Raw genomic sequence first — 2,978 nt, 5'->3', positions numbered from 1 at the left:
TGCTGTAGCCAAACCAATCACTTCTATCACCGTCTGAGGCAACAATCTTGCCTGCTGTTCCTTCACCATTCACCTCGTGGAACTCACCATAAGAATGGATCACCGGCGGTGTTTCTGACGGTTCATAAACAGTGCCGTCAGCGCCGACATAATTGCCATCAGCATCTGGTGTGAAGACATAGACGGAACCGGAGTTTTGCCCCTTATCATCATCAGCATAAGCACCAATTGTGATAACACCGTCTTCATTGATTGAGACTGATTGTCCAAAGTAATCACCGCTTGCTCCATCATGAGCCGTCAGAACGATTTCCTTGTAACCACCTGTCCCGTCTGGAACATAAACATAGGCGGCTCCATTACCAGATGTCGCTCCGGTGACGATAACACCTGCCTCATTCACAACAACAGAAGTCCCTGTACTGCCAGGACCAGTGATCAGTTTGGAAACCGCATAATTGCCACTGCCATCCGGCTCGTGGATGTACAATAGGCTTGGCGCTCCAACCACTATGGTACCATCACCCTGAACTGCACCGCTTTTGCCAAAGCTGGCATTAGAATCAGGAGCTGTCAGCTGCAATTCCGTGTAGCCGCCAGAACCATCCGGCGTGAACACACGAGCCAGAGCGCCCGGACCGTCTGCAAAGATAACGCCATTATCATTGATGCTAACCGTATCGCCGAAGCCATCACTCTCCGCAGCAACCAGCTTACTTTCCGTGTACCCACCGGAGCCATCCGGTGTAAAGATGTAGATCTTGTCGGTTGTGGTGCCAAACGCAGACGCAACTATGACCCCATCGGCATTGATTGAAAGACTATGGCGACCAAGACTATCACTTGCCATTCCATCAGAAGCCGTCAGCTTGACCTCTGCATAACTCCCACCTTCTGTCGGGGTGAACACATAAACTGATCCGGAAAACTCGCCTTTATCATCATCAAGGTGGGCACTGACAGCAATGGTGCCGGAATTATTGATCGCAGTTTGATAGCCAAAATAATCATCCTTTGCACCACCAGAGGCGACAAGTTTGGTCTCAACATAACCATCACCATCCGGTGTGTAGACATAGACAGAGCCAGATGCTGAACCTTTGTCATCATCATAGTGAGAACCTGCAACAACAACACCATGATCATTCATCTGTGTGCTGTAGCCAAACCAATCACTTCTATCACCGTCTGAGGCAACAATCTTGCCTGGATGGACAGTTACATCGCTTTCGCCCTGAATTGTTACCGTAATGGTCTGCGTTGAGCTTTCACCTGAACTGTCGGTCACAGTATACGTGAAGCTGTCGGTCGCGGTTTCGCCGCGATTCAGGTCGTCATACTCACCATTCGGATTGTAGGTGAAGGTGCCGTCATCATTTAGGGTCACCGTACCAGTGGTACTGCTTGTATCCACGGTAAAGGTGTGCGTGTCGGAAGTATCTGGATCAATAAAATCCGGTGCAATCACTAATGGACTGCTCTCACTGGTACTTACATTTATAGCAGAAGCAACAGGTCCATCATTTTGGCCAGTAACTGTGATGGTCACAGTATCGGTGTCGCTTGCCCCAAAGCTGTCAGTCACTGTGTAGGTGAAGGTGGTGGTGCCTGTTTCTCCGGCTGCGAGGTAATCAAAGTCAGTACCGGGTACATAATCAAAAAGACCATCCCCCACTTCTGTCAGGGTGCCCTTCAGGCCTTCTTTATCAACCGTATAAGTATGACTGTCCCCTCTATCCGGGTCTTCGAAGATAACGCGGAACACTATCCCGCCGTCTTCATCTGCAGCCAAATCAACAGGATAGGTAACTGGTGGAGTATTGGTTTTTACACCAGTTACTGTAACGGTGACAGTCTCAGTTGACGTCTCACCTGCTGGATCAGTTACTGTATACGTGAAGGTATCGGTTGCGCTTTCCCCTGCATTGAGATGATCGAATTGGCCATTCGGGTCATACGAGAAAGTACCATCAGCGTTTACAGTCACTGAGCCTATCGTACCGATCGTATCAACAGTAAAGCTGTGTGTATCAGTTGAATCTGGATCGGTAAATTCAGGTGCAATAACAATTGCGGTGTTCTCATCGGTCTGTTCTGTCAGTGCAATCGCTACAGGACCGTCATTTTGTCCGGTTAAGGTGATTGTTACCGTCGAGGTCGAACTGGCACCATCACTATCAGTTACAGTGTAGGAGAACGTATCTGTCGCAGTCTCGCCAGCTGCAAGGTAGTCAAACGCTGTTCCCGGATCGTAATGGAATTTGTAATCACTCACTACCGTGCCAGAGCCGATCATCTCATCGATATTTAAACTAAGAGTATGGGTATCCAGTAGATCAGAATCTTGGAAGATTACTCGGATCGCAATCGCCCCGTTTTCATTCGTATTAATCTGAACAGGATAGGAAATTGGTGTAGTGTTAGGCATTGAACTTACTCCAAATATTACACGCACACATTACGAGTATGTTTCTTGTGTGAAACTTATGGTTGTATTTTATCCAACTGGTGACAGCGACCTGTTCAACGGGTGTAATTTCAGTTGCTTTGCGGCCCTGCTGCAAAAAAAACGGCACGCTCTGCAATGACGCCTTTCAATATAACCTTGGTAAGGTAGTGTTATAGGCGTTTCATTGGTACTGCAGATACGGCATCAGTGACCGTGACGGTGAGTAAATGATGGCTGAGCGTGGTGATCGCGTTGACCATGTTACAATTTACAGATGGTCCAAACGTATGCAGCAAATATGCCTTGCGATGATGCTTATTTGGCAAATGCCTCTTCCAGAGCTTCGATGGTGATCAATATCCACCAGCTCAGCTTAGGCCAGAGAAGTATTTGATGCGAACCCGCCTCAGTAATCGGCCTGTGTCTCAGAATTCTTTTGTTCAACCCTTGATGGAAACGCCCGAATGTCCGGTAATGGCGGTGGATTCAACTGGTCGCGGCAACACACTGTGAGAACTTCTCAGCTGGG

Annotated in this window: 1 protein-coding gene; it reads right to left on the bottom strand. The window is 48.2% G+C overall.

Annotated elements, in window-relative coordinates; translation table 11 throughout:
* On the bottom strand, nucleotides 1-2,428 hold a 2,428-nt coding region (locus PsW64_RS12595; RefSeq protein ID WP_193757799.1), incomplete at its 3' end, for a VCBS domain-containing protein.
* Nucleotides 2,429-2,978: the final 550 nt, after the last annotated feature.

It is taken from the genome of Pseudovibrio sp. W64 (genome assembly GCF_001623145.1).
Taxonomy (GTDB): domain Bacteria; phylum Pseudomonadota; class Alphaproteobacteria; order Rhizobiales; family Stappiaceae; genus Pseudovibrio.
Note: the sequence above shows the minus strand (reverse complement) of the source record. Positions and strands in the feature narration are given on the sequence as shown.